Origin of the sequence: Hyphomicrobium sp. CS1BSMeth3 (genome assembly GCF_900117415.1) — a bacterium.
Classification (GTDB): domain Bacteria; phylum Pseudomonadota; class Alphaproteobacteria; order Rhizobiales; family Hyphomicrobiaceae.
Genome location: NZ_FPEI01000004.1, coordinates 177,429 through 202,953, shown reverse-complemented (window position 1 = coordinate 202,953; position 25,525 = coordinate 177,429). Strand labels below are relative to the sequence as shown.

Annotated in this window: 27 protein-coding genes and 1 tRNA gene; 15 read left to right on the top strand and 13 right to left on the bottom strand. The window is 64.9% G+C overall.

All coding sequences use genetic code 11. The features are described from left to right. Nucleotides 1-34: 34 nt before the first annotated feature. Together CS1BSM3_RS05175 and CS1BSM3_RS05170 are read left to right on the top strand one after the other, a co-directional pair. Nucleotides 35-967, top strand: coding sequence for a 2-dehydropantoate 2-reductase (locus CS1BSM3_RS05175; RefSeq protein ID WP_072385965.1), 933 nt, complete (start codon nt 35-37; stop codon nt 965-967). A gap of 186 nt (nt 968-1,153) precedes the next feature. Then, on the top strand, nt 1,154-1,402 hold the full coding sequence (locus tag CS1BSM3_RS05170) for a hypothetical protein (protein ID WP_072385964.1): 249 nt from the start codon (nt 1,154-1,156) through the stop codon (nt 1,400-1,402). A 54-nt stretch (nt 1,403-1,456) separates the two neighbouring features. Here the strand turns inward: CS1BSM3_RS05170 and CS1BSM3_RS05165 are convergent, their stop codons facing one another. Together CS1BSM3_RS05165 and CS1BSM3_RS05160 are read right to left on the bottom strand one after the other, a co-directional pair. After that, nucleotides 1,457-2,422 (bottom strand): ROK family protein, encoded by a 966-nt coding sequence (locus tag CS1BSM3_RS05165; RefSeq protein ID WP_072385963.1) that lies wholly within the window; start codon nt 2,420-2,422, stop codon nt 1,457-1,459. Then, nucleotides 2,419-2,733: a DUF3572 family protein gene (locus tag CS1BSM3_RS05160; protein ID WP_072385962.1), complete on the bottom strand. Its 315-nt coding sequence runs from the start codon at nt 2,731-2,733 to the stop codon at nt 2,419-2,421. The genes CS1BSM3_RS05165 and CS1BSM3_RS05160 overlap by 4 nt, the downstream gene beginning before the upstream one ends. 133 nt (nt 2,734-2,866) lie before the next feature. On the opposite strand from CS1BSM3_RS05160, the gene CS1BSM3_RS05155 reads away from it, so the two are divergent. Together CS1BSM3_RS05155 and CS1BSM3_RS05150 are read left to right on the top strand one after the other, a co-directional pair. Continuing rightward, a complete protein-coding gene (locus CS1BSM3_RS05155; RefSeq protein WP_072386695.1) occupies nt 2,867-3,295 on the top strand; it encodes a response regulator in 429 nt (142 codons plus the stop codon). Between the two features lie 33 nt (nt 3,296-3,328). Beyond that, on the top strand, nt 3,329-4,699 hold the full coding sequence (locus CS1BSM3_RS05150; protein ID WP_072385960.1) for a PleD family two-component system response regulator: 1,371 nt from the start codon (nt 3,329-3,331) through the stop codon (nt 4,697-4,699). Between the two features lie 287 nt (nt 4,700-4,986). Here the strand turns inward: CS1BSM3_RS05150 and CS1BSM3_RS05145 are convergent, their stop codons facing one another. After that, complete coding sequence (locus CS1BSM3_RS05145; RefSeq protein ID WP_083528288.1) at nt 4,987-6,756, bottom strand: IlvD/Edd family dehydratase; 1,770 nt, start codon at nt 6,754-6,756, stop codon at nt 4,987-4,989. A 228-nt stretch (nt 6,757-6,984) separates the two neighbouring features. Further along, entirely contained in the window at nt 6,985-7,251 is a 267-nt protein-coding gene (locus CS1BSM3_RS05140; RefSeq protein WP_072385958.1) for a hypothetical protein, read from the bottom strand. A gap of 176 nt (nt 7,252-7,427) precedes the next feature. Between CS1BSM3_RS05140 and CS1BSM3_RS05135 the strand changes: the two genes are divergently transcribed. Beyond that, nucleotides 7,428-7,913 carry a hypothetical protein gene (locus CS1BSM3_RS05135; RefSeq protein WP_072386693.1) on the top strand — a complete coding sequence of 162 codons (486 nt, stop codon included), beginning with the start codon at nt 7,428-7,430 and terminating at the stop codon, nt 7,911-7,913. A gap of 40 nt (nt 7,914-7,953) precedes the next feature. After that, a complete protein-coding gene (locus CS1BSM3_RS05130; protein WP_072385957.1) occupies nt 7,954-8,922 on the top strand; it encodes an NAD(P)-dependent alcohol dehydrogenase in 969 nt (322 codons plus the stop codon). A gap of 28 nt (nt 8,923-8,950) precedes the next feature. Here the strand turns inward: CS1BSM3_RS05130 and CS1BSM3_RS05125 are convergent, their stop codons facing one another. The 3 genes from CS1BSM3_RS05125 to CS1BSM3_RS05115 all read right to left on the bottom strand — a co-directional run bounded on the left by CS1BSM3_RS05125 (nt 8,951) and on the right by CS1BSM3_RS05115 (nt 10,853). Beyond that, nucleotides 8,951-9,478, bottom strand: a complete 528-nt coding sequence (locus tag CS1BSM3_RS05125) for a DinB family protein (protein ID WP_072385955.1) — start codon at nt 9,476-9,478, stop codon at nt 8,951-8,953. Between the two features lie 83 nt (nt 9,479-9,561). Beyond that, nucleotides 9,562-10,188, bottom strand: a complete 627-nt coding sequence (locus CS1BSM3_RS05120) for a YceI family protein (RefSeq protein WP_072385954.1) — start codon at nt 10,186-10,188, stop codon at nt 9,562-9,564. A gap of 146 nt (nt 10,189-10,334) precedes the next feature. Next, the gene (locus CS1BSM3_RS05115; RefSeq protein WP_072385953.1) at nt 10,335-10,853 is read right to left on the bottom strand and encodes a hypothetical protein; all 519 of its coding nucleotides are present in this window, start codon (nt 10,851-10,853) and stop codon (nt 10,335-10,337) included. Nucleotides 10,854-11,078: 225 nt separating this feature from the next. Between CS1BSM3_RS05115 and CS1BSM3_RS05110 the strand changes: the two genes are divergently transcribed. Continuing rightward, nucleotides 11,079-11,423, top strand: coding sequence for a hypothetical protein (locus tag CS1BSM3_RS05110; protein WP_244540427.1), 345 nt, complete (start codon nt 11,079-11,081; stop codon nt 11,421-11,423). Nucleotides 11,424-11,858: 435 nt separating this feature from the next. Here CS1BSM3_RS05110 and xsc read toward each other — a convergent pair whose 3' ends face one another. Then, nucleotides 11,859-13,637 (bottom strand): sulfoacetaldehyde acetyltransferase, encoded by a 1,779-nt coding sequence (gene xsc, locus CS1BSM3_RS05105; protein WP_072385951.1) that lies wholly within the window; start codon nt 13,635-13,637, stop codon nt 11,859-11,861. 206 nt (nt 13,638-13,843) lie between these two features. Here xsc and CS1BSM3_RS05100 point away from each other — a divergent pair, with 206 nt between their 5' ends. From CS1BSM3_RS05100 to CS1BSM3_RS05090, 3 genes are read left to right on the top strand one after another with little or no spacing between them, the layout of a single operon-like run. Next, the gene (locus tag CS1BSM3_RS05100) at nt 13,844-15,283 is read left to right on the top strand and encodes an acylating sulfoacetaldehyde dehydrogenase (RefSeq protein WP_072385949.1); all 1,440 of its coding nucleotides are present in this window, start codon (nt 13,844-13,846) and stop codon (nt 15,281-15,283) included. 39 nt (nt 15,284-15,322) lie between these two features. Further along, the gene (locus tag CS1BSM3_RS05095) at nt 15,323-16,468 is read left to right on the top strand and encodes an alpha-hydroxy acid oxidase (protein ID WP_072385948.1); all 1,146 of its coding nucleotides are present in this window, start codon (nt 15,323-15,325) and stop codon (nt 16,466-16,468) included. A 41-nt stretch (nt 16,469-16,509) separates the two neighbouring features. Beyond that, the gene (locus tag CS1BSM3_RS05090) at nt 16,510-17,331 is read left to right on the top strand and encodes a class I SAM-dependent methyltransferase (RefSeq protein WP_143149079.1); all 822 of its coding nucleotides are present in this window, start codon (nt 16,510-16,512) and stop codon (nt 17,329-17,331) included. Nucleotides 17,332-17,413: 82 nt separating this feature from the next. Here CS1BSM3_RS05090 and CS1BSM3_RS05085 read toward each other — a convergent pair whose 3' ends face one another. Together CS1BSM3_RS05085 and CS1BSM3_RS05080 are read right to left on the bottom strand one after the other, a co-directional pair. After that, a complete protein-coding gene (locus CS1BSM3_RS05085) occupies nt 17,414-17,626 on the bottom strand; it encodes a hypothetical protein (protein ID WP_072385944.1) in 213 nt (70 codons plus the stop codon). 148 nt (nt 17,627-17,774) lie between these two features. Then, nucleotides 17,775-18,008 (bottom strand): hypothetical protein, encoded by a 234-nt coding sequence (locus tag CS1BSM3_RS05080; RefSeq protein WP_072385943.1) that lies wholly within the window; start codon nt 18,006-18,008, stop codon nt 17,775-17,777. Nucleotides 18,009-18,220: 212 nt separating this feature from the next. On the opposite strand from CS1BSM3_RS05080, the gene CS1BSM3_RS05070 reads away from it, so the two are divergent. After that, nucleotides 18,221-18,295, top strand: a tRNA-Gly gene (locus CS1BSM3_RS05070). 76 nt (nt 18,296-18,371) lie between these two features. Here CS1BSM3_RS05070 and CS1BSM3_RS05065 read toward each other — a convergent pair. Then, on the bottom strand, nt 18,372-18,809 hold the full coding sequence (locus CS1BSM3_RS05065) for an EamA family transporter (RefSeq protein ID WP_072385940.1): 438 nt from the start codon (nt 18,807-18,809) through the stop codon (nt 18,372-18,374). Between the two features lie 286 nt (nt 18,810-19,095). Here CS1BSM3_RS05065 and CS1BSM3_RS05060 point away from each other — a divergent pair, with 286 nt between their 5' ends. The 4 genes from CS1BSM3_RS05060 (at nt 19,096) to CS1BSM3_RS05045 (ending at nt 23,555) form a co-directional block, all read left to right on the top strand. Then, a complete protein-coding gene (locus tag CS1BSM3_RS05060; RefSeq protein WP_072385938.1) occupies nt 19,096-20,529 on the top strand; it encodes a circularly permuted type 2 ATP-grasp protein in 1,434 nt (477 codons plus the stop codon). Beyond that, nucleotides 20,529-21,473: an alpha-E domain-containing protein gene (locus CS1BSM3_RS05055; RefSeq protein WP_072385937.1), complete on the top strand. Its 945-nt coding sequence runs from the start codon at nt 20,529-20,531 to the stop codon at nt 21,471-21,473. The genes CS1BSM3_RS05060 and CS1BSM3_RS05055 overlap by 1 nt, the downstream gene beginning before the upstream one ends. Before the next feature lie 12 nt (nt 21,474-21,485). After that, nucleotides 21,486-22,310 carry a transglutaminase family protein gene (locus CS1BSM3_RS05050; RefSeq protein ID WP_072385935.1) on the top strand — a complete coding sequence of 275 codons (825 nt, stop codon included), beginning with the start codon at nt 21,486-21,488 and terminating at the stop codon, nt 22,308-22,310. A 237-nt stretch (nt 22,311-22,547) separates the two neighbouring features. Continuing rightward, nucleotides 22,548-23,555, top strand: a complete 1,008-nt coding sequence (locus CS1BSM3_RS05045) for a membrane dipeptidase (protein ID WP_072385933.1) — start codon at nt 22,548-22,550, stop codon at nt 23,553-23,555. A gap of 628 nt (nt 23,556-24,183) precedes the next feature. On the opposite strand, the gene rpmG is transcribed toward CS1BSM3_RS05045, so the two are convergent. Both rpmG and CS1BSM3_RS05035 read right to left on the bottom strand, forming a co-directional pair. Continuing rightward, the gene (rpmG, locus tag CS1BSM3_RS05040) at nt 24,184-24,351 is read right to left on the bottom strand and encodes a 50S ribosomal protein L33 (protein WP_072385932.1); all 168 of its coding nucleotides are present in this window, start codon (nt 24,349-24,351) and stop codon (nt 24,184-24,186) included. Nucleotides 24,352-24,478: 127 nt separating this feature from the next. After that, complete coding sequence (locus tag CS1BSM3_RS05035; RefSeq protein ID WP_174263627.1) at nt 24,479-25,399, bottom strand: DMT family transporter; 921 nt, start codon at nt 25,397-25,399, stop codon at nt 24,479-24,481. Nucleotides 25,400-25,525: the final 126 nt, after the last annotated feature.

Genomic DNA, 25,525 nt, shown 5'->3' with positions numbered 1-25,525 from the left:
AAGTGGCGCCCAAGGAACAACGAAAGGATCGGTCATGCGCATTCTGATCATGGGTTCGGGCGGTGTCGGCGGCTACTTCGGCGGCCGGCTCGCCGCGGCAGGCAACGACGTGACGTTCGTCGCGCGCGGGAGCCATCTCGCGGCCATGCTCGAGAACGGTCTTCTGCTCGACAGCCTGCTTGGCCAGGCGCTCGTCAAGCCCGTGCGCGCCGTCCGCGATCCTGCCGAGGCAGGCACGCCCGATATCGTGATGTTCGCAACGAAGATGGTCGATGCCGAGAGTGCTGCGGCGCAGCTCAAGTCCGTTGTCGGTCCGCAGACGATCGTCATCGCTTTCCAGAACGGTGTCGAAGGCGCGGACGTGGTGAAGCGTGTCGTGCCCGCAGCGCATGTCATTCCGGGTGTCGCGCGCATTGCCTCGCATATCTCGCGGCCCGGCGTGATCGAGCACGCGAGCAAGTTCGCACGCATAGAGTTCGCCGAGCCGGACGGCTCCAAGAACGAGAAGCTCGCGGCCTTCCATGCGCTCTGCAAGGCGGCCGGCATCGACGCCATCATGCCGGCCGACATCCGCCGCGCGCAGTGGATCAAGTTCGCGATGCTGGCGCCCTTCTCCGGCGTCACTGCGCTGACTGGCCACGCCGCCAAGGAGCTGCGGAATGCGCCCGGCACGTACGCGCTGATCCGCTCGGCCGTTCAGGAGGTGATCGACGTCGCCAAGGCCGAGGGTGTCGCGATCAAGCCCGATGACTTCGAGGGTGTCATGAAGACTATCGATCAGCTCCCTGACGGGATGGTCTCGTCCATGGCCCACGACAAGCGGGCGGGAAAGCCGCTGGAGGTGGAGTGGCTCTCGGGCGGCGTGGTGCGTGTCGGGGCGCGCCATGGCGTGCCGACGCCGACGCACGCCTTCATCACGCAGGCACTTTCGGTCGACGCTGCGGGAAAGCCGCGAGACGGCACCTGAACGCCCGTATTGGTGTATAGAAAAAGATCGATACAGCCGTAAGTGGAAAAGCAACTCTTCCTGGTTGCCTGCTCGCAACGAGTCCATTAAATTAACTCTCGTCCGCCTCGGGGGAGACGGGAATTGGCCATCGCCGTGGCGACTTCGCCACAATTCGGCGGCGGCACAGAAGACGGGGGGTTACCCATGATCGTGCGTGCTGGCGTCGCCATGGCCCTTGTGCTGGCACTTGCAGGCTGTCGCAGTGACTTTGCCGCGATGAAGCTTGGCGGACCGGGCTACGGCTCGGTTGCGCAGGCGCATGAGCGCCAGGACCGCTACGGCATCGACCGCCTGCCTGAGAAGACCATGAGCGATCGCATGCTCGCCGCGATGGCTCTCGAGCGCGTCACCGGCCTGAAGCCGGATCCGTCGCGCTTTCTCGACAGCCCGTGAGCTGAACCCACTCCGCATGGCGCGATGGGACGACGGGGCCGTGAGGCCCCGTTTTCATTGGGCCGTGTCCTGCCAGAGCCAAGCCGCCCCGCGCGCGCCCGAGGCATCACCCCAGCGGGGTGGGCGGATGTCCACGCGCGTATCCTCGGCGAAGATGTGCGGTGCCATGAGCCCCGGCAGCTTCTCGTAGAGGTGATTGAGCCGCGAGAGCCCGCCGCCGAGCACGATCACGTCGGGATCGAGAATGTTCACGACATGGGCGAGGCCACGCGCGAGGCGGTCTGCGTGGCGATCCAGGGCTATTTGCGCCCTCTCCTCACCGGCGGCAGCTCGTTCAACGATTTCCTCGGCCCGCGTCGTTGTGCCGCCATCCTGGAGGTACGCGGCGGCCAGCGCCGGCCCCGAGACCCACGTCTCCATGCAGCCCCGCCGGCCGCACCAGCAGAGCGGCCCAGGCAACTCGTCCGAGGTCGCCCAGGGCAGGGGGTTGTGGCCCCATTCGCCGCCGATGCCGCGTGGTCCATCAAGCAGACGGCCCTCGATCACGACCCCGGCGCCGCAGCCCGTGCCGAGTATGACGCCGAGGACATTGCGCGCGCCGGCCGCGGCACCGTCGAGGGCCTCGGAAAGGGCAAAGCAGTTGGCGTCATTGGCGAGCCGCACAGGGCGTCCGAGGCGATCCGCAAGATCGGGTCCGAGCGTCCGCCCATTGAGCCAGGTTGAATTGGCATTCTGCATCTGGCCCGTGCGCGGGGAGACCGAGCCGGGCGTCGCGACGCCGATTGTCGCAGTCGAGGGCGCCGGATCGGCTGCAGCCTCGGCCAGAAGCTCATCCACCAACTGAGCGATCGCGTCGAGGGTTGCCGCGTAGTCGTCGCGCGGGGTCGAGACGCGGCGGCGCGGCCGCTCGGCGCCCGTCTCGTCCATGAGGACGCCTTCGATCTTGGTTCCGCCGAGGTCGATGCCGACCCGCAGCAGGGTCGGCGGGTGAGACACCGAGACAGAGACCTTTGGCCTCATCGCCGGCCTCCTGACATATCTCCCTCGCGCTGCAGACGCTCCAGCGCCGGCGCCACTTCAGCGGGACGATGATTGCCATTCGCGGCAAAGACGAGGAGCAATGTTTCGTCCGCCAGCAGATACTCCAGCACGGCGATCAGCGTCTCGTCGTCCCGGGCGCGCTCGCGAAGCGTCGCGGCCTCCATGCCGGTGACGTTGAGAAACTTTGTAATCCTTAACGCATCCCCGGCAAGGAAGAGGAGCGCGTCGAGCGCCAATTGCCGTGCTGTTTCAAGGGGTGCGCCCCTTCCGCGATCGTTGTCTTTGGGCATCCGTGCCGCGCCTCTAGTGCCGGTTGGACCGCCATTCTTAAACATATCCTTAGGCTTTTGGCGCAGAGTGATCCCCAACTAAACATGCGATTCGGCGGAAAGTCGGATGACCACAATCGAGCGGACCAAATCGATGGGCTACCAGGAGCGCCGACAGGCGATCGAGGGGCGACGTCCGCGCGCGAGCGCCGGGCAGGCGACGGTGCTCATCGTGGAGGACAACGAGCTCAATATGAAGCTCTTCCGCGATCTGCTCGAGGCCCATGGTTATGCAACCATCGAGGCGCGCAACGGTCATGACGCGCTCGATCTCGCGCGCACCCATCGGCCCGATCTGGTGCTGATGGACATCCAGCTTCCCGAGGTCTCCGGTCTCGAGGTCACGAAGTGGCTCAAGGACGACGAGGACCTCTGCGACATTCCGGTGATCGCGGTGACCGCGTTCGCCATGAAGGGGGACGAGGAGCGGATCCGCCAGGGCGGGTGCGAGGCGTACCTTTCAAAGCCCATCTCGATCGGCCTTTTCATCGATACCGTGCGCCGGTTCGTCGAAGCGGATTGATCTTCAACTCATCTCAGCGGCAAGACCTCGCCCATGACCGCCCGCGTCCTCGTTGTCGACGACATCTTGTCCAACGTGAAGCTCCTCGAGGCTCGGCTCTCGGCCGAGTACTTCGAGATCCTGACGGCCTCGAGCGGCCGCGAGGCTCTGGACATTCTCGAGCGTGAAAGCATCGACGTGGTGCTGCTCGACGTGATGATGCCCGGCATGGACGGCTTCGAGGCCTGTCGGCACATCAAGCAAAACCCGAAGACGGCGCACATTCCTGTCATCATGGTCACCGCGCTCGACCAGCCGGCCGACAAGGTGCACGGGCTCGAAGCTGGTGCCGACGACTTCCTGACCAAACCGGTGGATGACATCGCGCTCGTGACGCGCGTGAAGAACCTCGCGCGCCTCAAGGTCCTCTCGGACGAAATGCTGATGCGCGCCGCCACCACCCACCAAATGGGCATCAGCGGCGCCCCGGCTCTCGACTGGCAGAGCGCCGGTGAGAGCGGCAACGTGCTGATCGTCGAGGATCAGGGCCGTTCCGCGCAGCGCCTCGTCGAGACACTGCGCACCGTCCACACCGTCACTCTCGAAAGCGATCCTCAGGCTGCGCTCTTGAAACTCGCCGAGCAGCCCGTGGACGTGCTGGTTGTCAGCCTGAGCCTCACGAACGCGGACGGCCTGCGCCTCTGCTCGCAGGTGCGCTCGCTCGATCGCACGCGGCACCTGCCGATCCTCATCATCGTCGAGCCCAGTGACGAGGCCCGGCTCCTGCGCGGCCTCGACATGGGCGTCAACGACTATGTCGTGCGCCCGATCGATCGCCACGAGATGATGGCCCGCGTGAAGACGCAGGTGAAGCGCAAGCGCCACGCCGATCTCCTCAAGGCCCGTCTCGAAGAGAGCGTCGAGATGGCCATTACGGACGGCCTCACCGGCCTCCACAACCGGCGCTACATGGAAGGCCATCTGAAGACGCTGGTCGCGCAGTCCATCCAGTCCGGCCGCGCGCTCTCGCTGCTCGTCGCCGATATCGACTTCTTCAAATCCGTCAACGACACCTACGGCCACGACGCGGGCGACCACGTGCTGCGCGAGTTCGCGCGCCGCTTCCGCCGCAATACGCGCGGCATCGATCTCGCCTGTCGCCTCGGCGGCGAGGAGTTCGTGATCATCATGCCGGATACGGATCTCGCGCGCGCCATCCAGGTCGGCGAGCGCCTGCGCGCGACGATCGCCGCCGATCCCTTCCCGATGTCCGGCAACAAAGAGCTGCGCGTGACGGCGAGCGTCGGTATCTCGACACTCGAGTATCGCGACGATACGCCCGAGACACTCTTCAAGCGCGCCGATCGTGCGCTCTATTCAGCCAAGCGCGAAGGCCGCAACCGCGTCGTCGCCGACGCGGCTTGATTTTTAGTTTCTAGTACGGCCTACCGGCCGGCGCGCAGTCGCGCGCTCATGACGGTCGCGTGCCGCGAGTTCATCGCCAGTCCCCTCTCCCCGTTAGGACGGGGAGAAGGGGAAGTGGGGCGCCTCACGCGAGACCTGTCGCTATGACCCGCCGCGGGCGTTGCACGCGGAAGGAACGCGATAGCACCCCTTCCCGGCAGCCCGCGGCACTAAATAAAAGCGGGTGGGTCCGGGAGGGTGTCCCTCCCGGTGGGAGCGCGAGGGCTAGCCCTCGCTCGCGAAGCGACCTACTCACCCGGCGCCAGGAAGTCGAAATCACACCCCTCCGGCGCCTGCAGCACGCGCTCGCGGAAGAGGCGGTCGTAGCCGCGCGGCGCGGTCGGCTGCTTTTCCTGCTCCCAGGCCTTGCGGCGCTTGGCGAGTTCCGCCTCATCGACGAGCAGATCGATCGTCCGGTTCTTCACCGACAGCTTGATCTTGTCGCCTGTGCGCACGAGCGCGAGCGGGCCGCCGGCAGCGGCTTCAGGCGCGACGTGCAGCACGATGGTGCCGTAGGCCGTGCCGGACATGCGCGCATCCGAAATGCGCACCATGTCCTTCACGCCCGCTGCGAGCAGCTTCTTCGGGATGGGCAGGAAGCCCGCTTCAGGCATGCCCGCGGGCGAACTTGGCCCGGCATTCTGCAGAATGAGGAAGTCGTCCGCCGTAACGTCCAGGTCGGGATCGTCGACGCGGGCTGAGAGATCCGCGAGCGAGGTGAACACGACAGCGCGGCCCGTGCGCTCGAAAAGCTCCGGCGTCGCCGCCGAGCGCTTGATGATCGCACCCTTGGGCGCGAGCGAGCCGAAGAGCGCGACGAGGCCACCCTGCGGCTCGATGGGCTCCTTGATCGGCTTGATCACGCGGCGGTCGACCCAGATGCCTTCTTCTGCCGCCAAGCGTTCGCCGAGCGTCTCACCGGTGATGGTCATGGCGTCGAGATGCAAGCGATCCTTCAGCTCGCGCAACACCGCGCCGATGCCGCCGGCGGCGAAGAAGTCCTCCATGTAGTGCTCGTTGCCGACCGGCTTCACGGCGGCGAGTACGGGCGTCGTGTCGGACAGCTCGTTGAAGCGCTGAAGATCGAGCTTCGCGCCGACGCGTCCCGCGATCGCAGCCAGATGCACGACACCGTTCGTCGAGCCGCCGAGCGCGAGCAGAACGCGCGCGGCATTCTCGACGGATTTCTGCGTGATGATCTTGCTCGGCGTCAGGTCGCCACGCGCGAGCGCGACGGCGCGCACGCCGGTTGCCTCCGCCGCGCGAATGCGGTCGGCGTGCACAGCAGGGATCGCGGCCGTACCCGGCAGTGTCATGCCGAGCGCTTCGGCGATGGCGGCCATGGTCGAAGCCGTGCCCATGACGGCGCACGTGCCGGCCGTCGTGACGAGGCGCCCCTCAGCTTCCTCGATCTCGCTCTTGCCCATGCGGCCGGCGCGGTATTCGACCCAGAATTTGCGGCAGTCCGTGCAGGCGCCGACGCGATGCTCGCGCCAGCGGCCGGTCATCTGCGGGCCGCCAATGAGCTGGATGGCGGGCTTGTTCGCGCTCGCCGCGCCCATGAGCTGTGCGGGCACGGTCTTGTCGCAGCCACCCATGAGCACGACCGCGTCCATGGGCTGGGCGCGGATCATCTCCTCGGTGTCCATGGCCATGAGGTTGCGGAACTTCATGGAGTTCGGCGTGAGCGTCGACTCGTGCAGCGAGATGGTCGGGAATTCGAGCGCGAGGCCGCCGGCCGAGGCGACGCCGCGCTTGATGGCATCGATGAGCTCTGGGAAATGGCGATGGCAGGGATTGAAGCGGCTGTAGGTATTGGCGATGCCGACGACGGGGCGCGAAAGCTCGTCGAGCGAGAAGCCCTGCGAGCGCGCGAAGGCACGGCGCATGTAGATCGAGAAATCCGCATCGCCGTAGTTGGCGAGGCCCTGGAGAAAGCCCTTCTGCGGCACGCTCGCTTTCGCGCCGCCGCTGCCCTTGCCGCCATCCGCGCCGTCCGATTTCGCTTTTTTTGTCATTGCCCCGCCTCTGCTCGCCGGCGGGGCCGTGGCGGCCCCGCTACCCGTGGAGATCGGGCTCTCCCGCCCGACCGCATGAGATTGCGACGGGGAGAAGCGGTCAGCAAGCGATCGATGAAAAGATTTCGCTTCATCGATGTGCTGGGGCGCTGTCGTCAGTCCGGTCTGTCGGCACGCGCGCCATCCTGACGGCACGCAGGATCTGGCGCTACCACCAGCTCGGTGATCCTAGAAGACCGAGTTCATCCAGGACTTGCCCTTCTCGTTCCTGATATCGGTGCACTTGCCGTCGTGATGGTACATGTACTGCCCGCAGGGCGCTGCCTGCTGGGCGTGCTCATGGGCCACTGGGTGCCGCGCGTGGGTCCCCTGCGTACTCTGCCGCGAATGGGGCGTCGTCGGATGGGCTGTCGCGGCTGCCACCGCACCGCTGCCGAACCCGCTGACGAGGGCTGTGATTGCCAGAGCGGGGATAAGGGATGTGATTTTCGTCATGGGAGTTGTCCGTTTGGAGCGTTTCCATGCCCATGCAACGACGCGCCGTGGTCCCAGTTCCTGATTGCGACAATTCATCACCTGCGCGTCACGGATGGCGCTCGCTGGAAACCTTTCGTTAACCGATACGTGGAAAGATTTTGTTAACCATCCCGCTTCTGCCGCCGACCCCAGCCATGACCAGCGCACACCTGACCGCGAGCCTCAACGAGGTCACGAACGACACGGGCCGCATTGCCTTCTGCGGGCCCTATGTGCTCGCGGCTATCACGGGGTATCCGATCAGCCGGATGGAAGACGAGATCCGTACCTTCCGCAACATACCGGCCCACCGCAAGCCGGTCGTAAAGGGCACCGACAACGAGGAAGTGGCCGCTGCATTGGCGCACTTCGGCTATCGCATGGATCTCACCGAAAGCTACATGCATCTCGAGCGCAAGGAGCGTCCGAGCCTCTGGACCTGGATGCAGAAGCCGCGGAGTGCCTGGGCGCACTACATTCTCGCGGTGCACAAGGGGCGCGAGGGGCACTGGGTGCTCGTGAAGGGCGTGAAGCTCTGCGACACCTACTCCGAGGGGCGCTGGCAGTTCGTCTGCGATGGTCCGCACAAGGGCGCGCGCATCATGGAGGTCTTCGCCGTGCGGAAGGACCTCGGCGTGTAAGCGTCACGCGTCTGCGACGGTTGTGCTATAGGCCCGCCGGATGAGGACGAGCTACCGCACTGCTTACGGCCCACCCGATGTCCTGACTGTTCGCGAGATGCCCATCCCCGAGCCGGGGCCGGGCGAGCTTCTCGTGCGGGTGCGGGCCGCGACTGTGAACCGCACGGACTGCGGTGCGCTCTGGGGCAAGCCCTACATATTTCGCTTCTTCGTCGGTTGGCCGCGACCGCGCGAGGTGGCCACGGGCACCGATTTCGCAGGTGAAGTCGTCGCGATCGGCTCAGGTGTCACGCGGTTCGCGACCGGCGATCGCGTCATGAGCTTCCACGACCATGGCCTTGGCTCTCACGCGCAATATCTCCGCGTGTCCGAGCGCCGCCCCATAGTGCGCATTCCCGACGGCGTATCCCTCGAGGCGGCAGCCGCGAGCATGGAAGGCGCACACTACGCGCGCAATTTCCTGAGGTGCGTTCCTCTGAAGCCAGGCGATGCGGTGCTCGTCAATGGCGCGACCGGCGCCATCGGTTCAGCCGCCATTGCCCTGCTCAAGAATGCCGGCGCGATTGTTACGGCCGTCTGCGCCGAGCCGCATCGTGCCGCCGTCGCCGCTCTCGGCGCGGACCGCACGATCGACTACCTGCGCGCGCCGTTCACGGCCCAGCTCGAGGGGGAGACATTCGCCTTCGTCTTCGATGCTGTCGGCAAGAGCAGCTTCGGAGAAAGTCGCCCTTTGCTCGCCAAGACGGGCGTGTATCTGTCGTCCGAGCTCGGGCCGCGAGGGGAAAACCCTTTTCTGGCGCTCATCGCGCCGCTCATGCGCGGGCCCAAGGTCCGCTTTCCCGTACCGACCGATATTCCACAATCCCTCGCGCTCGTCTCTTCGCTGCTGGCGCAGGGCGTGTACAAGCCGCTGATCGATCGCCGCTACGCCCTCGACGACATCCGCGAGGCTTTCACCTATGTCAATTCCGGCCAGAAGATCGGCAACGTCCTGCTGACGTTCGACTGAGCCGAATGTCGGTCGACGGATTGTGTTTTCAACCGCGCGCAAGCGCCCGTAGATCCGGTGCCACAACGCCGCGCTGCATGGCGAGCAGATCCAGCGACGGCGGCTCCTCGCCCGTGCAGATCGAGAGGATCGTGTGCGCCTGCCCGCGATGATGCGTCTGGTGATTGAAGAAGTGCGAGAGGACGTCTGCCCGCGGCTGCTCGAAGGTCTTTCCCGATGTGGTCGCGTACTTCAGCGTGCCGGCCAGCGCTGCTTCATCCAGTGAAGTGACAAACCGGACAATCCGATCGTCCTCGTCGGCTCGCGCCAGCGCCAACGCCCTTCGATCTTCATGGATGATGGCATTCAGCGTGTTGGGATGCTCGCCCTCGCCCGTCAGGCGTTTCATCCAGATGCGATCGGCAACGAGCAGATGATTGAGCGTCCCGTGCAGGCTCTTGAAGAACGCGCCGACATCGCGCCGGTAGTCCTTCTCATCCAGGGCCAGGGCCGCCTCGTAGATGCGAGCGTTGGCCCATTTGTTGTAGGCCGCGAGCTGTTCGAAGCGCGACTTCATGAAGCCTCTCCGCCGAGTGGAAACCGAGCCCTCGAAGGCTAGTTCGGCGGCTGCGGTCTGTCACGCAGCGCGGCGCTCTCATTCTAATCGCTGCGCAGGAGCTCCGTCTCGATGCTGAGGCGGACTTCATCCGAGACCAGCGGTATGGCCAGCGACATATCCCAGTCCGAGCGTCTCAGGACGGCGGTCGCCGAGAAGCCCGCGACGTAGACATCCCGGTAGTTGGGATTGACCTTGGCGAGCGGATGCTCGCCCGAGAAATTCCAGACGACATTGAGTGTCACTGGCCGGGTAATGCCCTTGATCGTCAGGTCGCCCGCGACCTGTCCGGTCTTGTCGCTGGTGCGACGAACTTCTTTCGAGCGGAAAGTGATCAAGGGAAACTGCGCGGCGCTGAAATAGTCGGGCGACTTGATGAGCTGGTCGAACTCGGCAACGCCCGTCCAGATGCTCGCCGCCCTCATGGTGACGTCGATGACGCTCAGTTCCGGCATCATGGGATCGAACTGGATGCGTCCGTCCACATTCGTGAGGCGGGCCGATTGGCGGGAAAGCCCGAGGTGCGACCAGGAGAAATTGATGGCGGTGTAGTCCTTGTCCAAGCGGTAGGTGGCCATCTGTGCCACCGCGCTCGCGGTCCATGTCGTCATCAGGATCGTGACAGCCAGCCCAAGCTGGCCAATGCCCACCGGCAGCCGCAGGCGCCTCATCGCTCACCGATCTCCTTTTCTCGCGCGCCCTTCAGACGGGGCACATGAATAGCCGGCGCGCTCTGCCGTGATGGAGGGCGCGATGGGCTTTCAGTCCACGATCAGGATAACGCGAGGAAAATAAGGCACGGCGTTGGTCGGTGTGCTCACAAGGTCCGGCACCAGCGAAGGAGCTGCCGGCTCATCCGCTGCCCTTTTGTCAGCGCCGATCGCAGCGGGCGGACCCAGTCTCTCCCGGCGATTTTCGCCTCCTGAGACGTCAGGCTGGCACGGCGTAGCCGGCGCGTGCCGTGGACGGCGTGGCACTCGCGCAGGAGCTGGGCGAAGTCGGCTACGGGCGAGAGGAACGTGACGCCACATCGCTTACCGAGACGCCAGGCAACGCGGGCCTTGACCCGCCGGCCGCTCGGCAGGCGCATGGCGACCAGCTCGCGTCTGCGCAGACGATGCCCCGCATCGAGCGTGGCGCCGTAGAGCGTCATGGCTGCCAAGGTGGCCTCGCGGGGGCCGCTGGTCGTGAGCAGGCTCAGATCGAGGCGGGTTCTGCGGGCGCGTCTTTCGTGGACCACACGATGGACCTTCGAGTTACCGAAGCGGATCCTGGCGCCGATGGGGCATCCGACTTCGGGCCTGACGAACATGGCGGGAAACTCGAGGACCGGCATCCGGCGCTCTTCCTCTGATGGTGGTCGTCTATATTTACAACTATAGATTGTAGAGCTCGATGCTTAACTTCGTCTGAAGGCAATGACGCCTCCTGTCCGTGCAGCCGGACGGCGTGCCTGATTGTTGGGCACGGCGCCCGGACTTCAGGCTCGCCACGCGGCTCCGCCTCATGGTTCCGTGGAAGCCAAGATGAAGCTTGGAATCGCAGACGTCGGGCGCGGCACATGGGCGACCGTTACGACCGAGGTTGGGGTAAGGGGCCGCGGCCGCCCTTCGTCGCGGGGCTCAGGCGCCCTCCCCCGGAGATCATCAAATGGGGCCTTGCCCCGACTGCGGCGACTATCGGCCACAATGGCGGCCCGCCGCTCGATCCGCCGGTCAATGACGCGTTCGTTGCCTACCGCTGGCGCAAGGCGCACCGCGAGGCCTGGAAGAACCCGCCCTACAGCATCATGATGTTCCGCCTCAAGCGCGCCGAGGCGGCGGGCGTGACCTACGAGGAATACACGGCGGAGCTGCTCGACAGCGGCCGCCACCTCCAGGCCGGCGATCGCAAGCCCAAGACCTAACTCACTGCCGCGAGGAAGTTGCGCCTTCGGCGCAAGTGGGGCCTCAGGCCCCACACCCCGAGCGGGGGACACCCCCGCACCCCCGCCTTTTATGGATTTGGAGCAAGCCGCGAGCGCAGCGATCATCCCCTCTCCCCGCATGCGGGGAGAGGGTTAGGGGGGGGGGCGGAAACTTGTGAGACGTTTGCGTATACCGCCGCCCCTCATCCCGACCTTCTCCCCGTAAGAACGGGGAGAAGGGGAAGGAACGGTGCAACACGTGAGCGCTGTCTGCATGGCCGCCGGGGCCATAGCACTACGTCAGAAAGCGACAGCGCCTCTTCCCAGCAGCCCGCGTAACCAAAATAAAGGCGGGTGGGTCCGGGAGGGTGTCCCTCCCGGTTGGGGCGTGGGGCGAAAGCCCCACTCGCGGAGCGACTGCGAGGAGAGCGCTCCTTAATCCACCTTCTGCGGCCGGAAGTCCTCGCGCTTGATGCCAGCGACGACGACGGGCTTCTTCATGGCATCACGGCGGAAGGGCTCGCCGAGCTCCTGATTGAGGATGACCTCGATGAAGGTCGTGATGCCCTTCTTCTGCGCCTCGCACGACTCCGCGATCGCGGCCTTGAGCTCGTCCTGCGTCCTCACTGCGACGCCCTTGAGCCCGCAGCCCTCGGCGACCTTGGCGTAGCTCAGGTTCGGATCGAGCTCCGTGCCGACGAAGTTGTCGTCGTACCAGAGCGTCGTGTTGCGCTTCTCCGCACCCCACTGGTAGTTGCGGAAAACGACCATCGTGATGCCGGGATATTCCTTGCGCCCGACCGAGCCCATCTCGCTCATCGAGATGCCGAAGGCGCCGTCACCGGCAAAGCCCACGACCGGCGTATCGGGGCAGCCGATCTTCGCGCCGATGATGGCGGGGAAGCCATAGCCGCACGGCCCGAAGAGGCCTGGCGCCAGATACTTCCGCCCCTGCTCGAAGGTCGGATAGGCATTGCCGATCGCGCAGTTGTTGCCGATGTCCGTGGAGATGATCGCCTCCTTCGGCAGGCCGGCCTGAATGGCCCGCCAGGCCTGACGCGGCGACAGGCGGTTCGGATCGCGCTTCCTCGCGCGCTCGTTCCACGTCGTGCCGGGATCATCATCCTCGTGATCCATGCCCGAGAGCGTCTGCAGCCAGGCGGACTTCGTGCGATGGACGAGGGCCTTGCGCTCGTCGCGGCCGGCATTGCCGGCGGTCGGCGTGAGCTTGCCGAGGATCTGGCGCGCGACCTGCTTGGCGTCACCGACGATGCCGACGGCGATCGGCTTCGTGAGGCCGATCCGATCCGGGTTGATGTCCACCTGGATGATCTTGGCTTCCTTCGGCCAGTAGTCGATGCCGTAGCCCGGCAGCGTCGAGAAGGGATTGAGACGCGTGCCGAGTGCGAGCACCACGTCGGCTTTCGCGATCAGCTCCATGGCCGCCTTCGAGCCGTTGTAGCCGAGTGGGCCGACGGCGAGCGGATGGCTGCCGGGGAAGCTGTCATTGTGCTGGTAGCCGCTGCACACGGGCGCATCGAGCTTCTCGGCCAGCGCCTTGCAGTCCGGGATCGCGCCACCGATGACGACGCCAGCACCCGAGAGAATGACCGGAAACTTCGCTTCCGAGAGCAGCTTGGCCGCTTCCGCGATCGCCTCGGCGCCGCCCGCAGGCCGCTCGAACTCGACGACGGCCGGGAGGCTGATGTCGACGACCTGGGTCCAGTAGTCGCGCGGAACGTTGATCTGCGCCGGCGCGGAGAGGCGCTTCGCCTTCAGGATCACCCGGTTGAGCACTTCGGCAATGCGCGAGGGATCGCGCACTTCCTCCTGGTAGCAGACCATGTCGCGGAAGAGGGCCATCTGCTCCACTTCCTGGAAGCCGCCCTGGCCGATGGTCTTGTTCGCCGCCTGCGGGGTCACCAGCAGCATGGGCGTGTGGTTCCAGTAGGCGGTCTTGACCGGCGTGACGAAGTTCGTGATGCCCGGGCCGTTCTGCGCCACGCACATGGCGATCTTGCCGGAGGCGCGGGTGTACCCGTCGCACATGAAGCCGCCGTTCATCTCGTTGGCGACGTCCCAGAAGGTGATGCCGGCCTTCGGGAAAAGGTCCGAGATCGGCATGAAGGCCGAGCCGATGATGCCGAAAGCGTGCTCGATGCCGTGCATCTGGAGCACTTTCACAAACGCTTCTTCGGTCGTCATCTTGGTCATGGCCGCACCTCCCTTGATCGTTCACGTACTCGGCTATCTTTGCGGACATCCCAGGCGCCGCCAAGCCGCGGATGACGCACTGCAGCGTCTCATTCACCAGGACGTTTCGTCTCGCGGTTTGACATGCCGGTGCGCAGCCTGTCAATTGATGGCCGAATAGGCGAAAAGAGAAAAACAGCCGGAAGTCCTAGCCCAAGAGGGACGCCATGCAGGATACGCCCGCCCGCAAGCCCGCCGAGACCACAGCCGCAGACCCCGTCCCCGACCTCATCAGGCGCGCCCGCGCGGCCATGGCTACCTTTGCGGCCGAGATCGCGCGCGAGGGCCAGCCCCGCATTGACGAGGCGGTTACGGCACTCGCCTGGTCGATCTACAAGCCGGAGACGGCGAGGCGCTATGCCGAGCTGGCCGTGGAGGTGACGGGTATCGGCCATGTCGAGAGCAAGGTCATCAAGAACCAGCGCAAGACCTTCGGCACGCTGCGTGATCTGCTCCGCGCAAAATCCACCGGCATCATCGAGGAGATGCCCGAGAAGGGCCTCGTGAAGTGGGCCAAGCCCGTCGGCGTCGTCGCGGCCATCACGCCCTCGACGAACCCGCAGGCAACGCCCGTCAACAAGGCCATGATGGCCATCAAGGGCGGGAACGCCATCATCATCGCGCCGCCGCCGGCCGCCTGGGCTGCGACCGAGCCGGCCGTCGCCGGAATGCGCGCGGAGCTGACGCGCATCGGTTTGCCTGCTGACCTCGTGCAGATGCTGCCGAACCCCGTATCGCGCGAGATGACGACGCGGCTCATGGAGATGTCCGATCTCGTCGTCGCGACAGGCAGCCAGGCGAACGTGAAGGCCGCCTACAAGTCGGGGAAGCCCGCGCTCGGAGTCGGCCTCGGCAATGCGCCTGTCATCATCGACACGAGCGCCGATCTCGATCAGGCCGCCGACCTCATCATGCAGTCGAAAACATTCGACAACGCCACGTCGTGCTCCTCGGAGAACGCGGTCGTCATCGTCGATGATGTCTACGATGCAGCGATCAAGGCGCTCGAGAAGCACGGCGGCTACATGGCCGACAAGGCCGAGCGCGCGCGCATCGTCGATCGCTTGTGGGTTGACGGCAAGCTCAATCGCGCCGTGATCGCGCAGGGGCCTGAGCGCCTCGTCGAGGTCTTCGAGCTTTCGTCACGCGCGCGCGGCTGCAAGTTCGTCATGGCCGAGGAGACGGGTATCGGTAAGGCACATCCGCTCTCGGGCGAGAAGCTCTCGCTGGTGCTCACCATCTATCGCGCGAAGGATTTCGCCGATGCCAAGCGGGTCGTGAAGAACATTCTCGACTATCAGGGCCGCGGCCATTCCTGTGGCATCCACACGAAGAACATGGACCACGCGCGCGAGCTTGCCGCGGACACCGACGTCGTGCGCGTCCTCGTCAATCAGGCGCACACCTTCGGCAATGGCGGTGGCTTCAACAACGCGCTTCCGTTCACGCTCACCATGGGCTGCGGCACGTGGCAGGCGAACGCCTTCTCGGATAACCTTTCCTGGCGTAACTTCGTCAATATCACGCATCTCGTCATGACCATTCCCGAGGACAAGCCATCGGAAGAGGCGCTGTTCGGGCCGTACTGGGCGAAGTGGGGGAAGTAGCGCCGTCTTAGTGCGGCCAGCGTCGCTGAAGGTGGCTCAATGCGTCTGCATCATTGCCACAACTTTCACGACTTTCGCGAGCTGGCGCGCCGGCGCCTTCCAGGTCCGATATTCAACTACATCGACGGTGGCGCCGACGACGAGGCAACACTGCGCCGGAACACGCGCGCGTTCGAGGCCTGCGACCTCGTACCGAACGTGCTGACAGGGCTCGGCGAAGTCGATCTTTCTGTGAAGGTCCTCGGGCATACGCTCGACATGCCTGTTTATTGCTCGCCGACGGCCCTGCAGCGGCTCTTTCATCACGAGGGCGAGCGCGCCGTTGCGCATGCGGCCGACAAGTTCGGCACCATGTTCGGCGTGTCCTCGCTCGGCACCGTCAGCCTGGAGGAGATAAGGTCGAACTTCTCCTGTCCGCAGGTCTATCAGTTCTATTTTCACAAGGACCGCGGCCTCAATCGCGCCATGCTCGAGCGGGCCAAGACGGCCGGCGTTCCGATCATGATGCTGACCGTCGATTCCATCACCGGCGGCAATCGCGAGCGCGATCTGCGCACGGGCTTCGCCATTCCCTTCCGTCTGACGCTCGGGGGCGTACTCGAGTTCGCGATGAAGCCGCGCTGGGCCATCGACTACCTCACGCACGAGAAGTTCCGCCTGCCGCAGCTCGACGAGCACATCAGCATGGACGGCGGCGTCAGCTCGATCGGTGCATATTTCACCAACATGCTCGATCCGACGATGAGCTGGCGGGACATTGCGGAGATGGTCGAGCAGTGGGGCGGTCAGTTCTGCCTGAAGGGTGTCATGAGCGTCGAGGATGCGCGACGCGCCATCGATATCGGCTGCACGGGCATCGTCATCTCGAACCATGGTGGCCGCCAGCTCGACGGCTCACGCAGCGCCTTCGATCAGCTCGCCGAGATCGTCGATGCCGTCGGTGATCGTATCGACGTGCTCATGGACGGCGGCATCCAGCGCGGGACCCACGTTCTCAAGGCGCTGTCGCTCGGCGCCAAGGCTGTTGGCGTCGGCCGCTACTATTTGTTTGCGCTGGCGGCGGCCGGACGGCCCGGCGTCGAGCGCGCACTCGGATTGATGCGGGAAGAGATCGAGCGCGACATGAAGCTCATGGGATGCACGTCCGTCGGGCAGTTGTCGCGCTCGAACCTGCGATTCCGCTGAATTCTCAACAAGCCTATTGCGCAGCAACCGGAGTGATGCCCATGACCGACAAGGTGGCAAGCCACTACAGCGCGACGCAGAATCTGGCCGACAAGATTGCCGACAAGCTGCGAGAGGCCGGGAAGGATATCGCGACGCTCAAGACCGCCGATCTCGGCGCAATCGACGAGTTCCACATCCGCGGCCGCAAGGCGACCCTCGAGCTTGCCGAAGGCCTGGGTCTCTCGGCGAGCTCGCACGTGCTCGACATCGGCAGTGGTCTTGGCGGCCCGGCCCGGACGCTCGTCGAGACCTACGGATGCCGCATGACGGGCATCGATCTCACGCCAGCCTTCTGCGAGGCGGCGACGGCGCTGAGCCAATGGGTTGGGCTGAGCGATCGCCTGAATTTCCAGGTCGGTGATGCCACGCACCTCCCCTTCGCGGATGGCCTCTTCGATGCCGCGATGACCATCCATGTGGCGATGAACATCGCCGCCAAGGACCGCATGTACGCGGAAGCCCGGCGCGTGCTGAAGCCCGGCGGCCGCTTCGGTGTCTACGATGTGCTGCAGGGTGAAGGCGGCGATATTCTCTTCCCCGTGCCCTGGGCGCGCGAGCCGTCGATCAGCCATGTCGCCACGCCGGACGCCATGCAGGCGCTCCTCTCCGGCGCCGGCTTCAAGATCCTGAGCGCCGTCGATTCCACCGAGGAGAGCGGGCGCTGGTTCGAGGCCATGGCAGAGCGCATGAGCAAGGGGCCGGCGCCGCCGCTGACCTTCCGCACGTTCCTCGGGGACGACTTTCAGGAGATGACGCGCAATCAGGTGCGCAACCTCCTGGAGCGGCGCATCCGCACGGTAAGCTACATCTGCGAGGCATGAGTTTCTGCCGAAAACGAGCCCCAGCCGACGGTGCAGTCGGGGCTCGTTCTCATAGGCAGCATCGTGGGGCAGCATCGCGGGCTTAGCGGGCGCTCTTCTTCGCCTTGAAGGTCGTGCTCTTCTTCAGCTCATGGCCCTGCTTGGCCTTGAGACCGAGCTTCGGCGTCTTGATTTTGCAGACCCGGTTGCCCTGGATCCAAACCGACTCATAGCCGTTCGGACAGGCGAAGGCGGGCTGGGCGATGGCCGTCATGCCGACCGCCGCAAAGATTGCTGCAATGATTGGAGTTTTCATGGTCGCTTCCTTTGGTGTCCGAGACGCTTCGTGCGTCCCTGCACCTTTGGTCGCGGCCTGCGTAGAAAGGTTCGAAGGCGTGAGGAAAAAGTCTCGACGTTCGGGCGAGCTTGGCGCGGCATGAGCCGCGCCAAGCCAAAGTGAGACCTCAGCAACCGTGACGGCGCATACAACGACGGTAGTCGCGGCCACCGCCCCAGCGTGCGCGGCATTCGCGGTGCCAGCGGCGGCAGAAGCGGGCCTGCGTCTTCTCGATGAGCGACATCTGCGGCGCGATCCCGTTGGACAGGCCGCTCGATGCCGGTGCAGCAATCGCACCGACACTGCCAAAGGCCAAGCTGCCGACGGCCAGTGTTGCCGCCACGATCAGTCCTCGAAGCATATGAATTCTCCTCTCCGTTACCCGGCTAAAGCAAAGCGCGAGAGGGGCGCTCTGGTTTCTCAGACGCTGGCGGAAGCTGTTGTTCCGAGGAGGCGGGCGCGGGCCTTGGAACTATTGATCGCCAGGGGCGTTGCGAGCGGCTTGCAATCGGTCCGCCTTTCGGCCATAAGGTGGCCCTCGATCGCCCCCGGGGCGGTCGCTCTCGAATGGATGCGGGTGTAGCTCAGGGGTAGAGCACAACCTTGCCAAGGTTGGGGTCGTGGGTTCGAATCCCATCGCCCGCTCCATCGAAAATCCCAGCCAGCGCGAACAATCAAAGGCTTACGGGCGCATTCCCGCCCGTTGTGTGCCGTTGCGCGCCGCTCAAGCCTGATAGGCGACGAGGATCGCGCCGGCGCCGATCATGGCGACGCCCAGCCAGTTGGGGGCCGAGAGCTTCTCCCCGAGCAGCAGAACGCCGAAGATCGCAACCAGCACCACGCTCAGCTTGTCGATCGGGGCCACCCGCGCGGCGTCCCCGAGCTTCAGGGCGCGGAAATAGCAGAGCCAGGAGGCCCCCGTCGCCATGCCTGAGAGGATCAGGAAGAGGTAGGTGCGGCCCGATACGCTCGTCGGCGACTGCCACTGGCCGGTCCCCAGAAGGAGCAGGGCCACCACGAGCAGGATGACGATCGTCCTGATGAAGGTGGCGAAGTCCGATCCGATGTTCTCGACGCCGATCTTCGCGAATATGGCCGTCAGGGCGGCAAAGACGGCGGAAAGAACAGCCCAGAGCTGCCAAGTCAAAAGCAGGGACCTCATGCGTGTCTCCTATGAAGGGGGCGCCGGCACGAACGCCGGTGCCGGGCTTGCGTGGTGACAGAATATCGGCTGATGGGCCGGCCCGTCAGTGGTCGATCTTTGGGCGGCGCCTGTTCCTCCGGGCGATCGTGCGGCGCAATATCTGCCCAAATCTCAGCCGATCTGCTGGCGCAGCCATCGTGCGCCGCCCAATAAGGGGGCAAACGCCTAATCAGCAAACGCTTCAATTGCCACGCGGCCGACTCTAGTATCCACTGATTGCCCGCTCCGCGCACGAGGAGAGCCTATGTCCGCAGCCGCTGCCGCCGCATTCTTCGACGAGATGAATATTCCCGATGGTGGCGTGCGTGCCGGATATGAGGCGATATCGGAATGGCTCAAGCAGGCGCCCCGTGAGCTTCTCGTCAACCGCAAGCTCGAGGCCGAGCACTTTTTCCGCCGCATCGGCATCACCTTCAATGTCTACGGCGACAACCAGGGCACCGAGCGGCTGATCCCCTTCGACATCGTGCCGCGAGTTCTCACGGCAGCCGAATGGCAGAAGCTCGTGCGCGGGCTCGAGCAGCGCGTCAAAGCGCTCAATGCTTTCATCGCCGACAGCTACAACGGGCGCGAGATCGTCGCCGCGGGCATCGTGCCGGAGGAGCTGATCCTGCAGAACCCGGCCTTCCAGCCGGAAATGACGGACTTCATGCCACCGGGCGGCATCCACGTGCACATTGCGGGGATCGACATCGTTCGCGTCGATGCCGACACCTTCTACGTGCTCGAGGACAATGCGCGTACGCCGTCGGGCGTCTCCTACATGCTGGAGAACCGCGAGGCCATGATGCGGCTCATGCCGGAGCTGTTCGGCTCGCTGCGCGTCGCGCCCGTCGACAACTACCCCGATGCGCTGCTCGAGACGCTCCGCTCCGTCGCCCCGCGCTCGGCCTCGCGCGATCCGACCGTCGTGCTGCTCACGCCTGGCCCCTTCAACTCGGCCTACTACGAGCATTCTTTCTTGGCCGACAAGATGGGAGTTGAATTGGTGGAGGGCCGCGATCTGCTCGTGCGCGACAATGTCGTCTATATGCGCACGACCGAAGGCCCGCGCCGCGTGGATGTCATCTACCGGCGGATCGACGACGAGTATCTCGATCCGATCGCCTTCAATCCGGGCTCCATGCTCGGCGTGCCGGGCCTCATGTCGGCCTACAAAGCCGGCAATGTCACGATTTCCAACGCGATCGGCACGGGCGTCGGCGACGACAAGGCCATCTACAGCTACATGCCCGAGATCATAGAGTTCTATCTCGGCGAGAAGCCGCTCCTCTCCAACGTGCCGACGCATCGCTGCCGCGAGCCGGAAGCGCTCCGCTATGTCCTCTCGCGACTCCATGAGCTCGTCGTGAAGGAAGTGAACGGCTCGGGCGGCTATGGCATGCTCGTCGGGCCACACGCGACCAAGGCCGAGCGCGACACCTTCGCGGCCAAGCTCAAGGCGCACCCAGACGACTTCATTGCCCAGCCGACGCTCGCGCTCTCGACTGTGCCCTGCTTCGTCGACTCGGGGCTCGCGCCGCGGCACGTGGACCTGCGCCCCTATGTGCTCTGCGGCGCGGACGGCGTGCGTTGCGTGCCGGGCGGTCTCACGCGCGTCGCGCTCAAGGAAGGTTCGCTGGTCGTGAACTCCTCCCAGGGTGGCGGCACGAAGGACACCTGGGTGGTGGAGACCTGATGCTCTCGCGAATGGCGGATAATCTCTACTGGCTCTCGCGCTACACCGAGCGCGCGGAGAACCTCGCCCGCATTCTGCACGTGGCGCAGCGCCTCGCCGCGCTTCCTTCGGCCTATGCCGGCGCCTCGAACGAGTGGGAATCGGCGATCGCGACCGCGGCCTGCGCCGATGAGTTCAAGGCGCTCTATCCGGACGGTGCGACGCGCGAGAACGTCATCCGCTACATCGTCGATTCACCGACCAATCCCAGCTCGATCAAGGCCTGCATCGAGACGGCCCGTTCGAATGCGCGCGCCGTGCGCACGGCGATTACGAGCGAGATGTGGGAGATCCTGAACGAGGGCTGGAACGAGATGCGCGGCATTGAGTTCGACGGCATCTCGCAGTCGGCGCTGACGCAGTTCCTCCAGCGCGTGCAGCAGATGTCGCTCCGCTTCGACGGCGCGGCCTATCGCACCATGCTGCGCTCGGACCAGTACTGGTTCCAGCGTCTCGGCACCTTCATCGAGCGGGCCGACAACATGGCGCGCCTACTCGATGTGAAGTACCACCTGCTGCTCCCGGAGAAGGAGCCGGTCGGCGGCGGCCTCGACTACTTCCAGTGGTCCTCGATCCTGCGCAGCGTGAATGCGCTCACGTCCTATCACTGGGTGTATCGCGAGAACGTCAAGCCGTGGCTCGTTGCGGACTTCCTGATCCTGAGACCCGAGCAGCCGCGCTCGCTCATCTCCTGCTACATGGCGCTCAACGACTACCTCGATCAGATCGCGGAGCGCTACGGCCGCCAGGGCCCCGCGCAGCACATTGCGCGCTCGACGACGGCGCGGCTCCAGAACGCCGACATGGACCAGATCTTCCAGTCCGGTCTGCACGAGTTCCTCGTCGAGTTCATCGAGGACAACAATCGGCTGGGCGCTGCGATCACCCAGCAGTACCTCTCGTAAGCGGTCGCTGCGATGCGCATCAAAGTCCGGCACGAGACGCGCTACACCTACGACGAGCCTGCAAGCGACGCGCTGCAGCTCCTGCGCATGACGCCGCGCCCGCACGAGGGGCAGTTCGTGCGGCGCTGGCGCGTCACGGTTGACGCGGATGCGCGCCTCGACCGCAGCGAGGACGCCTACGGCAACATCACGCACCTCGTCTTCCTGCACGGGCCGCTCACGCAGGCGACGATCACCATCGAGGGCGAGGTCGATACGCGCGACACGAACGGCTTTCTCCGCGGCGGCGTGGAGCGTCAGCCGGCGCGCCTCTTCCTTCGCGAGACGGCGCTGACGCGGCTCACGCCCTCGCTCCGGCGATTTGCGCGCGAGACCTCGGCAGGGCAGGGGGGCGATGCCCTCGCCACGCTCCATGCGCTCAATCGCGGTATCCACAAGGCCATGGCGTTCGCGATCGGCTCAACGAAGCCCGAGACGACAGCCGGCGAGGCCTTCGAAGGCAAGAAAGGCATTTGCCAGGACTTCGCGCACATCATGCTCGCGACGGCCCGGGCGCTCGGTCTGCCGGCGCGCTATGTCAGCGGCTACTATCTTCGAACCGACCGCATTGATCAGGAGGCCGGCCACGCCTGGGCGGAGGTCCACGTGCCGCGCCTCGGCTGGATTGCCTTTGATCCGGCCCACGGCATCTGCACGACAGAGCGCCATGTGCGCGTTGCGATCGGCTGTGATGCGCGGGAGGCGGCGGCCGTGCGCGGCGCCCGCGTCGGCGGTGGCGCGGAGGGCCTCGACGTCGCGATCCACGTCGAGCAGGGCCGTGCGATGATCCAGGAGTAGTGGTGGGCCGTAGTCGGCGATCGGGCTGAGACCTATACTCGGGCGATCGCTCGTGTGCTGATCGAGAAATTCGCCACATCTCGCGGCACGGCGTCGAGCGAATTTCTCGATCTGAATCGCACGAGCAAGTTTACGATTCTAGTGTCCCTTTTGATTCCGAAGTACGCTCGGGACGCCAGCATCGAGGAGCGGCGAACTTCGGAATCGGGACACGAGCGATCCTGGAGAGGGCCCGAGATGGACGATCCCCTGCGCCTTCATCGCGAAGCCATCATCATCGATGCGACCTGTCCGCTTGCGCGCTCGCACCAGTACATCGACTGGTGGCGCGAGGGTGGGGCCACAGCCATTGCGCCGACCATCACTGGCATGAGCGGCAACGCGCAGAGCGGGCTGAGGGAAATCGGCGGCTGGCACCGCTATGTCCGCGAGCGCGATGATGCGCTGATCGTGCGTACGGCCGCCGATATCGAGCGCGCCAAGGCCGAGGGCAAGCTCGGGCTGATCCTGCACTGCCAGGGCACGTCCATCGTCGAGGACGAGCTCGATTTCCTCGATGCCTATGCGGCCGCGGGCCTGCGCATGGTCCAGCTCTGCTACAACCGCCGCAACCTTATCGGCGACGGCGCCGCCGAGCGCACGGACAGCGGCCTCAGCCACTTCGGCCTCGCCGTCATCAGCCGGCTTAACGCACTGCGTCTCGTGATCGACTGCGCCCACACGGGTCTGCGCACGACCTTCGACGCGATCGAGGCTTCGCTGGCGCCGGTGGTCATCTCCCATGCCAATGCCATCGCCGTGCACCAGAACGGCCGCAATGTGCCGGATGAGCTCATTCGCGCCATTGCCGCAAGCGGCGGCATCGTCGGCACGGTCGGCTTCCCGGCCTTTCTCGGTGACGAGAGCCGCCCGTCGCTCGATCGTTTCATCGACGACATCGTCTACAAGGCCGACCTGACGTCGATCGATCATGTCGGTCTCGGCATCGACTACTACGAGGGCCAGCACGGCGTGGAGAGTGATGCAGTGGCCCTTGCGCGCTACGAGCGGCGCATCCGGGAAGGACACTGGCGGCGCGAGGAGTACCCACCGCCGCCGTACTACTATCCCGCAGGCATCGAGACTCCGCGCACGCTCGAACGGCTCACGGCGCGCCTCGCGGAGCGTGGCTTCGACGAGCCGGAGACCCGCAAAGTGCTCGGCCTGAACTGGCTCCGCGTGTTCCGCTCGGTCTGGGGCGGGTGATCGGTTTGCGAGGCTCAGTAAAGCGAGGCAACAGCGCCACATAGGACAAATATCCGATGTGCCTCGCATCGAGTGGCGTTGTTAATTATCAACACAAAATTTGGCGTCCGGAGTTCACCCTCCATTTCCCATCTTGACATTGCGCGCCTGCCGGAAATCTGCCATTGTCTTGGGGTAGATTTCGTCTGCAGTCCGTCTATCAGACCGCTGATTCTATTTGTGCGAAAGACCTGCGTCGCCGGACAGTGGCTGACGCCCTGGTCGAGAGGGGGAAAAGAAGCAACACCGAGCTCTTGGGATTAGGTCCGCCGCATCTCCTAGTCCCAATGAGGCGATCAGCGACTATGGCAGGAGTGGCCTCCTCGAAGATGCCATGAAACGCTGATCGGTTGGCCAGGCAGCGAACCAACGCCCTCTTTGGTTGTCTGCTTGGTACAGTGCCGGCCTGTGACTACTCGGTCTTCGTACCCCGCTGCCGAGATAGGTCACAGGCCGGACCCCTCCCGTCGTTTTTGCCAAATAAATTCCGCTGCAACGCCCGCACGGACGCTGCTGAAAATTCACTGAATCGTGGTTAATGAGCGAGCCCGCAAGAAAATACAGCGCGGGACGCGCAGCAGGATGACTCCTACTTGATCTTGGTTTCCTTGAACTCGACGTGCTTGCGCGCGATCGGGTCATACTTCTTGAACGAAATCTTCTCGGTCGAGGTGCGCGGGTTCTTCTTGGTCACATAGAAGAAGCCCGTACCTGCGGTGCTGAGCAGCTTGATCTTGAGTGTTGCGGGCTTGGCCATCTCGGTCTCGTCGACGCGTTGTAAAGCGAGCAGTTGATCGGTCGCAATTTAGTCACAAGGCCATTGAAGTCAAGCCTCGTGTGGTGTGCAACTTGACATCAAACGGCAAACATTTCCGATGTCTGAATCATGCCATTCGGAATAATGCGAGCCCGCTCACGATGATAGCGATGCCGGCGATCTCGAGCGCGCGAATCCGCTCTCCAAAATAGAAGAACGATAGTAGCAGCGTGAACACGATCTGCACTTGCGCGACCGCCGCCACGTAGGAGGCGTTCGTGAGCGCGGTCGCGAAGAACCACGTGATCGACGCGATCGCGCTCGCGGCTCCGATGAACCAGCACAACCTCGGAAATAGGAACATGCGCGCGAGCTCGCGCGGCTCTCGTGCCAGCAGGTAGGCGCCGACCATGGCCGCGGAGATGGCGGTCATCACCAGCACGGCATAAGCGGCGCGGACGAGCGTTCCCGCAGCAGGGTCGATGGCCAGGATCCCCTCGCGCAAGCTGAGGTAGGAAAGCGCGTAGATCATCGCGGCCGAAAGCCCGAGGACCACGGGCGCGGTCGACGAAGCGCGCCGCCCCGAGGCTGCCGTGTCGCCGGCAGGCGCTGGCGTCCGGCCGGACGAGACAACCACCACGCCGAGCATGGTGACGATGATCGCAACCCAACCGATCGGCGTGATCGCCTCGGAGAAGAAGGCAGTGCCGATCAGCGCCGTCATGATCACATCGGCCTTGATGATCAGTGTCGCGACCGCGAAGTTGCCGAGCGCGAACATGCGCACGACCAGGACCGTCCCGGTGAACTGGGCGAGCGCGGCAATGCTGCTGTAGATGAGGAGGCTGCGGTTGAGTGGTGGAAGACTTTCGCCCGTCCACCAGAGAATGGCGATGAGATAGACGATCAGGAACGGCAGCGTGAATACGATGCGCACGTAGGTCGTCACCGGCGCCGACAGGCGCTGGTTCAGCACCTTGAGGCCCGCATAGCGCAGAGCCTGAAAGAAGGCCGCGCTGACGCTCGCCCAGATCCAGATGCTGTCCAAGAAGCCCCCGAAGCCCAACGTGCTTTGGCAATAGGCCATGTGAGCAGGGCCAGACGACTTTGACCACACCTCATCGCGCGGGGCGCTCTTCGCTCTGGGCACGACTCGCCTTAGCGTGCGCCCAAC

What these genes read in the sequence shown, in the direction of transcription:
- CS1BSM3_RS05175 (WP_072385965.1), top strand. Translation starts at nt 35, where the DNA reads ATGCGCATTCTGATCATGGGTTCGGGCGGTGTCGGCGGCTACTTCGGC.
- CS1BSM3_RS05170 (WP_072385964.1), top strand. Translation starts at nt 1,154, where the DNA reads ATGATCGTGCGTGCTGGCGTCGCCATGGCCCTTGTGCTGGCACTTGCA.
- CS1BSM3_RS05165 (WP_072385963.1), bottom strand. Translation starts at nt 2,422, where the DNA reads ATGAGGCCAAAGGTCTCTGTCTCGGTGTCTCACCCGCCGACCCTGCTG.
- CS1BSM3_RS05160 (WP_072385962.1), bottom strand. Translation starts at nt 2,733, where the DNA reads ATGCCCAAAGACAACGATCGCGGAAGGGGCGCACCCCTTGAAACAGCA.
- CS1BSM3_RS05155 (WP_072386695.1), top strand. Translation starts at nt 2,867, where the DNA reads ATGGGCTACCAGGAGCGCCGACAGGCGATCGAGGGGCGACGTCCGCGC.
- CS1BSM3_RS05150 (WP_072385960.1), top strand. Translation starts at nt 3,329, where the DNA reads ATGACCGCCCGCGTCCTCGTTGTCGACGACATCTTGTCCAACGTGAAG.
- CS1BSM3_RS05145 (WP_083528288.1), bottom strand. Translation starts at nt 6,756, where the DNA reads ATGACAAAAAAAGCGAAATCGGACGGCGCGGATGGCGGCAAGGGCAGC.
- CS1BSM3_RS05140 (WP_072385958.1), bottom strand. Translation starts at nt 7,251, where the DNA reads ATGACGAAAATCACATCCCTTATCCCCGCTCTGGCAATCACAGCCCTC.
- CS1BSM3_RS05135 (WP_072386693.1), top strand. Translation starts at nt 7,428, where the DNA reads ATGACCAGCGCACACCTGACCGCGAGCCTCAACGAGGTCACGAACGAC.
- CS1BSM3_RS05130 (WP_072385957.1), top strand. Translation starts at nt 7,954, where the DNA reads ATGAGGACGAGCTACCGCACTGCTTACGGCCCACCCGATGTCCTGACT.
- CS1BSM3_RS05125 (WP_072385955.1), bottom strand. Translation starts at nt 9,478, where the DNA reads ATGAAGTCGCGCTTCGAACAGCTCGCGGCCTACAACAAATGGGCCAAC.
- CS1BSM3_RS05120 (WP_072385954.1), bottom strand. Translation starts at nt 10,188, where the DNA reads ATGAGGCGCCTGCGGCTGCCGGTGGGCATTGGCCAGCTTGGGCTGGCT.
- CS1BSM3_RS05115 (WP_072385953.1), bottom strand. Translation starts at nt 10,853, where the DNA reads ATGCCGGTCCTCGAGTTTCCCGCCATGTTCGTCAGGCCCGAAGTCGGA.
- CS1BSM3_RS05110 (WP_244540427.1), top strand. Translation starts at nt 11,079, where the DNA reads ATGGGCGACCGTTACGACCGAGGTTGGGGTAAGGGGCCGCGGCCGCCC.
- xsc (WP_072385951.1), bottom strand. Translation starts at nt 13,637, where the DNA reads ATGACCAAGATGACGACCGAAGAAGCGTTTGTGAAAGTGCTCCAGATG.
- CS1BSM3_RS05100 (WP_072385949.1), top strand. Translation starts at nt 13,844, where the DNA reads ATGCAGGATACGCCCGCCCGCAAGCCCGCCGAGACCACAGCCGCAGAC.
- CS1BSM3_RS05095 (WP_072385948.1), top strand. Translation starts at nt 15,323, where the DNA reads ATGCGTCTGCATCATTGCCACAACTTTCACGACTTTCGCGAGCTGGCG.
- CS1BSM3_RS05090 (WP_143149079.1), top strand. Translation starts at nt 16,510, where the DNA reads ATGACCGACAAGGTGGCAAGCCACTACAGCGCGACGCAGAATCTGGCC.
- CS1BSM3_RS05085 (WP_072385944.1), bottom strand. Translation starts at nt 17,626, where the DNA reads ATGAAAACTCCAATCATTGCAGCAATCTTTGCGGCGGTCGGCATGACG.
- CS1BSM3_RS05080 (WP_072385943.1), bottom strand. Translation starts at nt 18,008, where the DNA reads ATGCTTCGAGGACTGATCGTGGCGGCAACACTGGCCGTCGGCAGCTTG.
- CS1BSM3_RS05065 (WP_072385940.1), bottom strand. Translation starts at nt 18,809, where the DNA reads ATGAGGTCCCTGCTTTTGACTTGGCAGCTCTGGGCTGTTCTTTCCGCC.
- CS1BSM3_RS05060 (WP_072385938.1), top strand. Translation starts at nt 19,096, where the DNA reads ATGTCCGCAGCCGCTGCCGCCGCATTCTTCGACGAGATGAATATTCCC.
- CS1BSM3_RS05055 (WP_072385937.1), top strand. Translation starts at nt 20,529, where the DNA reads ATGCTCTCGCGAATGGCGGATAATCTCTACTGGCTCTCGCGCTACACC.
- CS1BSM3_RS05050 (WP_072385935.1), top strand. Translation starts at nt 21,486, where the DNA reads ATGCGCATCAAAGTCCGGCACGAGACGCGCTACACCTACGACGAGCCT.
- CS1BSM3_RS05045 (WP_072385933.1), top strand. Translation starts at nt 22,548, where the DNA reads ATGGACGATCCCCTGCGCCTTCATCGCGAAGCCATCATCATCGATGCG.
- rpmG (WP_072385932.1), bottom strand. Translation starts at nt 24,351, where the DNA reads ATGGCCAAGCCCGCAACACTCAAGATCAAGCTGCTCAGCACCGCAGGT.